At 69.1% G+C, this 7,803-nt stretch carries 6 protein-coding genes; 1 reads left to right on the top strand and 5 read right to left on the bottom strand.

Annotated features, from left to right (window positions below; translation table 11 throughout):
* Positions 1–81 precede the first annotated feature (81 nt).
* The 5 genes from ACJA3G_RS24545 to ACJA3G_RS24525 form a co-directional block, all read right to left on the bottom strand.
* Complete coding sequence (locus ACJA3G_RS24545) at positions 82–1,224, bottom strand: ABC transporter ATP-binding protein (RefSeq protein WP_406555207.1); 1,143 nt, start codon at positions 1,222–1,224, stop codon at positions 82–84.
* Positions 1,225–1,250: 26 nt separating this feature from the next.
* Positions 1,251–2,318, bottom strand: coding sequence for an ABC transporter ATP-binding protein (locus ACJA3G_RS24540; RefSeq protein ID WP_406555206.1), 1,068 nt, complete (start codon positions 2,316–2,318; stop codon positions 1,251–1,253).
* A 66-nt stretch (positions 2,319–2,384) separates the two neighbouring features.
* Positions 2,385–3,362, bottom strand: coding sequence for an ABC transporter permease (locus ACJA3G_RS24535; RefSeq protein ID WP_406555205.1), 978 nt, complete (start codon positions 3,360–3,362; stop codon positions 2,385–2,387).
* Positions 3,363–3,425: 63 nt separating this feature from the next.
* Positions 3,426–5,207 (bottom strand): ABC transporter substrate-binding protein, encoded by a 1,782-nt coding sequence (locus ACJA3G_RS24530; RefSeq protein ID WP_406555204.1) that lies wholly within the window; start codon positions 5,205–5,207, stop codon positions 3,426–3,428.
* A 29-nt stretch (positions 5,208–5,236) separates the two neighbouring features.
* The gene (locus tag ACJA3G_RS24525) at positions 5,237–6,265 is read right to left on the bottom strand and encodes an ABC transporter permease (protein WP_406555203.1); all 1,029 of its coding nucleotides are present in this window, start codon (positions 6,263–6,265) and stop codon (positions 5,237–5,239) included.
* 444 nt (positions 6,266–6,709) lie between these two features.
* Between ACJA3G_RS24525 and ACJA3G_RS24520 the strand changes: the two genes are divergently transcribed.
* A partial coding sequence (locus tag ACJA3G_RS24520) for a hypothetical protein (RefSeq protein WP_406555202.1) occupies positions 6,710–7,803 on the top strand: 1,094 nt, incomplete at its 3' end.

The raw sequence follows: 7,803 nt of genomic DNA, 5'->3' as shown, positions 1-7,803 counted from the left end.
GCCGGGGCCCGCGTCCGCGGGGGTGGCTGGGGTGTGCGGACGCGGGCCCCGGCTCCGAAGCGGAGGCATCGGCCGCTCGGGTCAACGGGCCGTATCCGTCGCCTCCTCGATCGCGGCGAGCGCGGGATCGAGCACCACGTCCTCGCCCCGCGCCGCGACCGTCGGTTCCTCGGGGAAGTGGCACGCGGTCAGATGCCCCTCCCGGTTTCCCTCCAGCCGCACCAGCGGCGGCGTCTGCGTCGCACACCGCTCGGCCGCCTTCCAGCACCGCGTACGGAACCGGCACCCCGACGGCGGGTCGATCGGGGACGGCACGTCACCGGCGAGCCGGATCCGCTCGCGCGCCTCCCCCTCGTCGTCCACCACCGCCTCCGGCACGGCGGACAGCAACGCGTGCGTATAGGGGTGGCGGGGCCGGTGGTAGATGGAGTCCCGGTCGCCGATCTCCACGATGCGGCCCAGGTACATCACGGCCACCCGCTGCGAGAAGTGCCGCACGATCGCCAGGTCGTGGGCGACGAACAGGAACGCGATCCCCATCTCCCGCTGGAGGTTCTGGAGCAGGTTGACCACCTGCGCCTGGATCGACACGTCGAGCGCGGAGACCGGCTCGTCCGCCACGATCAGCCGGGGCCGCAGCCCCAGCGCCCGCGCCACCCCGATGCGCTGGCGCTGCCCGCCCGAGAACTCGTGCGGGAAGCGGTTGTAGTGCTCGGGGTTGAGCCCGACGATCTCCAGGAGCTCGCGGACCCGCTTCTCCCGGCCGCCCGGCGGGCTGATGCCGTTGACGGCCATCGGGTTGGAGACGATGTCGCCCACCGTCTGGCGCGGGTTGAGCGAGGCGAACGGGTCCTGGAAGATCATCTGGATCTCGGACCGGATCGGCGCCAGCTCCTTGCGCGAGGCGTGGCTGATGTCGCGGCCGTCGTACGTGATGCTGCCCCGGGTCGGTTCGAGGAGGCGGGTGATCAGCCGCCCGGTGGTCGACTTGCCGCACCCCGACTCGCCCACCAGACCCAGGCTCTCGCCCTGCCCGATGGTGAAGTCGACGCCGTCCACGGCCCGTACGTCCCCGATGTGGCGTCGCAGGACGAGACCGCTGGTGATCGGGAAGTACTTGACGAGCCCGGCCACCTCCAGCAGCGGCGCGGAGGGCTCCGGGCCCTCCTGTCCGCCCTCGTCGCGGGGCCCCGGCACCTTGGTGAGGCTCAGCTGTTCGCTCATGATGTGTTCTCGACTCCTGCTCGGGGTCAGCGCAGCCGCGGCCGGATCTGCTCGGCGAAGATGGTGGTTTTCTGATCGGACGTCAGATGACAGGCCGCCCCGTGCGGCTCGCCCTCCTCGATCGCCGGGCGCACCGAGCCACAGGCCCCGCCCGGCACCTGGCCGGGGAAGGCGCACCGGGGGTGGAAGGGGCATCCCGGCGGCGGCGCGAGCAGGCTCGGCGGGGCGCCCGGGATCGGCACCAGCGGCAGGTCGACCGGGGAGTCGAGCCGGGGGATCGAGCCCAGCAGCCCCCAGGTGTAGGGGTGGCGCGGGGCGCGCATGATCTCCCGTACCGTGCCGCGCTCCACACAGCGCCCGGCGTACATCACCATCACCTGGTCCGCGGTCTTGGCCACCACGCCCAGGTCGTGCGTGATGATGACGATGGCCGATCCGGTCTCCCGCTGGAGGTCCTTGAGCAGGTCGAGGATCTGCGCCTGGACGGTCACGTCCAGCGCGGTGGTGGGCTCGTCCGCGATGATCAGCTCGGGGTCGCAGACCAGCGCCATGGCGATCATCGCGCGCTGGCGCATCCCGCCCGAGAACTGGTGCGGATAGTCGTCGACGCGCAGCCGGGGCTGCGGGATGCCGACCTTGCCGAGCATCTGCACGGCCCGTTCCCTGGCCTCCTTGCGGGAGGCGCCCATGTGCTTCATGTACGGCTCGGCGATCTGGCGGCCCACCGTGTAGTACGGCGAGAGCGCGGCGAGCGAGTCCTGGAAGATCATCGCCATCTTCTTGCCGCGCAGCTGGGCGAGCCGGCGCTCCGAGGCCCCGGTCAGCTCCTGCCCGTCGAGCAGGATCTCGCCCCGGATCGTGGTGTTGCGCGGGTTGTGCAGCCCGAGGACGGCGAGGTTGGTGACCGACTTGCCCGAGCCGGACTCGCCGACGATGCCGAGGGTCGAGCCGCGCTCCAGGTCGAACGAGAGCCCGTCGACGGCCTTGACGACGCCGTCCTCGGTGGCGAAGTGGACGTACAGGTCACGGACCGAGAGGAAGCCGCGGGACGCGTCGGCGGCCGGCTTCGCCGCTGGCTGGCTGAGGGTGCTCACGGACGGTTCTCCTCCGCAGGTGCCTGGGTCCCGGGGTTCCGGGACCGTGAGGGTCGACGTGCTCTGTCAGGAGAGCCGGATCCGCGGGTCGATGAAGGCGTACGCCATGTCGACGACGATGTTGCACAGGACGATGATCGTGGCGCCGATGAGCATCACCGCCATCTCCAGCGGCAGGTCGCTGCGGAGCACGGCCTGCACCGAGAGCGAGCCGAGGCCGTGGAGGCCGAAGGTGACCTCGGTGATGATCGCGCCGCCGAGCACCGCGCTGAGGTCGACGCCGAAGATGGTGACGACGGTGGCCATCGCGCCGCGCAGCGCGTACCGCAGGAAGACGTAGCGCGAGCTCATGCCCTTGGCGCGGGCCGCGCGGATATGGTCCTCCGACATCTGCTCGACCATCAGCGAGCGCGTCTGCCGGCTGTAGTTGGACCAGAAGATCACCGAGAGGATCAGACAGGGCAGCAGCAGGCCCGACACCGAGCCGGCCGGGTCGCTGGTCCAGTGCGGGTCGTGGCCGCGGTCGAGCAGGTGCATCTTGGTGGAGAGCAGCAGGATGGCGATCGGACCGATGAAGTAGATCTGCACGGACTGGCCGAGCAGCGAGGCCGCGCTGGCGACCCGGTCGAAGAGCCTGCCCTGCTGCCAGGCGGAGACCAGGCCGAGGCCGACGCCGACGGTCAGGAAGATCGCGGCGCCGCCGACGCCCAGCGAGAGCGTCGTGGGATAGCGGTCGGAGATGGTGTTCCACACCAGCTGCTGGTCGGCGAAGGAGTAGCCGAAGCAGGGCGCAGGGCAGGTGCCGACGGGCATGTCGCGCCCGGCGAAGATGCCGACCATGAAGTGCCAGTACTGCACCCAGATCGGATGGTCGAGCCCGAGGTTCTTGCGGATCAGGGCGACGTTCTGCGGGTCGCAGTTCTTGCCGCAGGACAGCAGCGCCGGGTCGGAGGGCAGGAAGAAGAAGAGGAAGTACGTGATGGCGCTGATCAGCAGCAGGATGACCGCGGCGCCGAGCAGTCGTCGCACGAGGAAACGGAGCATCGGACTCTTCCGTCTGTATGCGGTCCCCGGCCCGTGGGCGGGCCGGGGACCGGGCCGCCACTGCTACTGCTTCACGAAGATGGTGCTCGGGTTGATGGTGCCGAAGACCTGGTTGTAGGTGACGCCGCCGAGGCCGTCGCCGTGCAGGTTGAAGTACTTGTCGTAGATGAACGGGATCTGCGACGTGTCGGACTGGAGCACGTACTCGGAGAGCTTGCGCCACTCGTCGTTCTGCTTGTTGATGTCGGTGAGCGCCATGATCCGGTCGATCTCGGAGTTCACCTTCGGGTCGTTCAGGAACGCGTAGTTGTTGGTGCCGTCCTGGAGGTTGCGGCCGTCCATGGTCGGCGGGACCACGGTGGAGGCGCTCGGCCAGTCGGCGCCCCAGCCGGTGCGGTAGATGTCGTACGGCGTGTTCACCTTGCCGACCACCGTGTAGTACGAGGTCGGGTCGATGGCCTTGCGCTCCACCTGGAAGCCGGCCTTCTCCAGCGCCTTCTGCAGGGTCAGCGAGACGTTCTGCCAGCGCGGGGTGTTGGCGTACGCGTAGGAGAGCTTGACCGGGGTGGTGACCCCGGCCTCCTTCAGGAGCTGTTTGGCCTTCTCCGGGTCGCCCATCGGCTTGTCGAGCTTGCCGAACGGGTCGAACTTCTTCCAGCCGGCCACCGTCGGGCTGATCAGTGTGGTGCCGAGCTCGCCCTGCGCGCCGCCGCCGAAGGCCTGCTGGACCTGCTGCATCGGGAAGGCGTACATGATCGCCTGGCGGACCTTGGGGTTGGTGATCCGCTTGGTGTTGATGTTGATGACCTCGACGTACGGCTGGTACTCGTTGACGATCCGCGACTTGTACTGCGAGTCCGTCGTCAGCGTCTGCATCTTCGACGGGTCGGCGGAGCCGGACATGTTCACGGCGTACTTGTCGGGCCCGGACTGGGCGGCCATCCGGTTGGTCAGACCCGGCTCGGAGATCCCGAGCTGGAACTCCCACTTGTCGGGGTAGGCGTTGCGGATCGGGTCGCTCTTGGGGTCCCAGTTGGTGTTGCGCACGAAGGAGAGGGACTTGCCCGGCTTGTAGTCCGCGATCCGGTACGGGCCCGAGGCGACCGGGTGGTTGTTGTACTTCTGCTTGTCGTCCTTGGCCTTGGGCACCGGCGAGACGTTGGGCATGGACATCGCGTACGGGGCGTCCGCGTGCGGCTCCTTGAAGTGGAACACGACGGTCTTGTCGTCCGGAGTCGCCAGGGCCGTGCCGGGCAGCTCCTTGCCGTCGTACGGACCCTTGTAGGCCTTGCGGTAGTCGGTGCCGAGCATCCACTTCTGGACGTACTGCGGGCCCTGCGTCTGGTAGTCCGCGAAGAGCCGCTCGATGCCGTACTTGATGTCCCTGGACGTGATCGGCGTGCCGTCCTCGAACTTCAGGTTGTCCTTGAGGGTGTACGTCCAGGTCTTGGCGCCGTCCGACGAGGTGCCGGTGTCGGTGGCGAGGTCGCCCACCAGAATCGTTTTGCCGGTCTTGGCGTCGATCTTGTAGCCGGTCAGCGAGCGGTTGTAGAGCAGCTGGAGCGAGAGCATGTCGCTCACGTACTGCTGGCCGGGGTCGAGGTAGTCGAAGCCCGCCTGGTCCAGGTCGTAGGCCGTACCCCCCGGTTTGGCGCCCGCTACGGGCACCGCCGGGCCGGTGGAGTCGGCCTTGGTGCCCAGGCCGAAGTTCTGCACCGACGCCTTCTTGTCGTCGCCCGCGGGTTTCTTGCCGTCGTCGGCCCCGCCGCTGCTGCACGCAGCAGACAGTGTCAGAGCACCCACCGCCAGAAACGCGGAGGCGTAGCGCGCCTTGCGAATTCTCATTGATTCCTGCCTGTCAGGATGTGGACGGTTCAGCGGACGGTCTTGGGGTCGAGTGCGTCCCGGACCGAATCCCCGAGCAGGTTGAAGGCGACGACGAAGATCAGCATCGCGATGCCGGGGAAGAACATGAAGGTGACGTCGGACTCGAAGTACGAGGCGCCCGACTGGAAAAGCAGTCCCCAGTCCGGGGTCGGCGGCTGAATGCCGACGCCCAGAAAGGAAAGTCCCGCCTCCGCCGTGACATTGGCCGGGAGGAGGAGTGTGGACTGGACGAGGACGGTCGACCAGATGTTCGGCAAGATCTCTTTTCGAATGATCCGCCAGTTCGACGCACCGCTGAGCCGCGCCGCCTCGATGAACTCGCGCTCCCGCAGCGAAAGGACCTGGGCGCGCACCAGGCGGCCCACCACCATCCACCCGAGCAGGAACTGCACCAGGATCAGCGCCACGATCCGCACATAGGTGGGCTCTTCGTCGCGCGGCGAGACGAAGAGCGCGACGATCACCGGGGTGAAGGCGATGAAGAACAACTGCTGCGGGAACGACAGCATCAGGTCCGAGAACCGGCCCAGGAAGTAGTCGACCTTGCCGTGCAGATAGCCCTGGACCAGGCCGATCAGCACACCGGTGGCCACCGAGACCACGGTGACCGCCAGCGCGATGAACAGCGAGGTCCGGATCCCGTAGATCAGCAGCGTGAACACATCGCGGCCCAGGTTCGGCTCGACACCGAACCAGAAGTCCGCGTCGACGCCCCCGTTGGGTTTCAGTGGAATTCCGTAGCTGTTCAGCAGCCCGCGGTCCTGTCCGTAGAGCTGGTAGGGATCCTTCCCGTACAGCTTCGCGATCAAGGGCGCCGCGAAGGCGATGAGAATGAACGCGAGCACCGTGACGGCACAGGCGATGCCCACCCGGTCGCGTTTGAACCGCGCCCACGCGAGGCGGCCGGGAGAGCGTCCCATGAGTTCGGTCGCGTTGAGTCCCGTGCCCGTGCTCGGATCCCCGCCGGATGGAAGGGGATCGGTTGGTTCAGTGGCGGCCTGGGTTGAACTCGTCATCGCGCATAGCCCCCGCACCGAGAGAGTCGAACGGCGCCCCAAGGCGTCATTGATTGACCGGAACATTCATGGGCCCGGGCCATGTGCGTCAAGAGGTCTGAGCGTGCTTATGTGTGATCACGGGAGAACTTGGCACAAGGTTTCGCACATCGAGGCGCCTACGTGCTTGACAGTGCGACGGAGCGGGCGACATGGCTCCATAAATGCCCATCAATTTCGTTAACAAGCAGGCAACTTGACTGACGCAACACCGATATACGAACGCGCCACGCTGAACACCGTACGGCCGTGCGGGTGCCGTAGGCCGGCCGGGGCGGTCAGACCGTCCCGGCCGACCGCCCGTTCAACGCCGTTGCCACGCACCCCTCTTGTCCATCCGAGCGCCCGGGTGGAGGATTCGCCCAGCAGGCACGCGCCACGCCAACCGGGGGGACGGCAAGGGGCATGAGGCAGCCACAGACACTCACGGCCGGAGCCCGGCTGACCGGTGCCGTCCTGTGTGCCCTGCTCGCGCTGATCACGGCCGCCTGGGTGGGCCGCGACATCCACGCGGCCCGGAGTCTGGCGGACCTCGGGTGGTTCTGGGGCGGCGCGCCCAAGCACGGCGGCGGCACCCCGCTCACCACCGGCATCCTCGATCCCGTCCTCCTGCTGGTCTACGCGGTGGCGGCGGCGGTCGTGCCGCGCTCGCCCTCCGCCACCGCCGTGCTCTGGTGCGTCGGGGCCGTCACCGCGCTGCTGCGGGTCTCCTCGCTGTGGGTGCTCCACCACGACGACTGGACGGACTCGACCGCCCTGCACGATCTGCACCGGCGGGCCCTGCTCAGCACCTTCGCGGCGCTGGCGGCCGGGCTCGCCCTGGTGATCACGGCCGCCGTCGGACGCCGGCCCGGTCCGGCGCCCGGTTCCGTGACCGGCCAGGTGCCGGGCGCTGTGTTGGGTCCTGTGTCCGGTCCTGTGTCCGGTCCGGGGGCGCGGGCCCGGCCGGGTCCGGGCGCCGCGGTCACCGCGCTGCTGGTGCTGGGCGCGGCCGGGCTGGTGACGGTCGCCTGGGAGCTCTACTGGGCCGTGAACCTGTCCGGGGAGGAGTACCGGGCCCGGTTCACCGGCGCCCATCTGCCCCTGCTGTGGATGCCCGGCGGCTGGATGGCCGTGGTCCTCGCGGTGATCGCGCTGACGGCCGCGGCCGGCGGCCCGGCGCGGGCCCTCCACGTACGGCCGCTGGGCCTGATCACCGCCGCCGTCCTCATCGCGGTGGGCGCCGAAGGGGTGGCGCTTGCCGCCCGGTTCGAACTGCTCGACCGCTTCGGGGACTTGGACACCGCCCCGCAGCTGCAGATCGTGACGTGGTTCTTCCAGCTGGCGGCCGGTCTGCTGCTGGTGCCGGTGCTCGCCCGGCGCGGGCCCGGGGACCCGGTGGACACGCCCGGGGCGCCGTGGGCCCCGCGGTACCCGCCGCAGGCGCCCCACTCGCCGTACTCGCCGTACTCGCCCCAGGCCCCGCACGACGCCCGGGGCGGCGGGTTCGGGCCGCCGCC

This window comes from Streptomyces sp. YS-3, assembly GCF_045257485.1.
Taxonomy (GTDB): Bacteria; Actinomycetota; Actinomycetes; order Streptomycetales; family Streptomycetaceae; genus Streptomyces.
Note: the sequence above shows the minus strand (reverse complement) of the source record. Positions and strands in the feature narration are given on the sequence as shown.

Bases quoted from the DNA above. Each gene is read 5' to 3' on its own strand.
- ACJA3G_RS24535 (WP_406555205.1), bottom strand. From the start codon at position 3,362: ATGCTCCGTTTCCTCGTGCGACGACTGCTCGGCGCCGCGGTCATCCTG.
- ACJA3G_RS24545 (WP_406555207.1), bottom strand. From the start codon at position 1,224: ATGAGCGAACAGCTGAGCCTCACCAAGGTGCCGGGGCCCCGCGACGAG.
- ACJA3G_RS24530 (WP_406555204.1), bottom strand. From the start codon at position 5,207: ATGAGAATTCGCAAGGCGCGCTACGCCTCCGCGTTTCTGGCGGTGGGT.
- ACJA3G_RS24525 (WP_406555203.1), bottom strand. From the start codon at position 6,265: ATGACGAGTTCAACCCAGGCCGCCACTGAACCAACCGATCCCCTTCCA.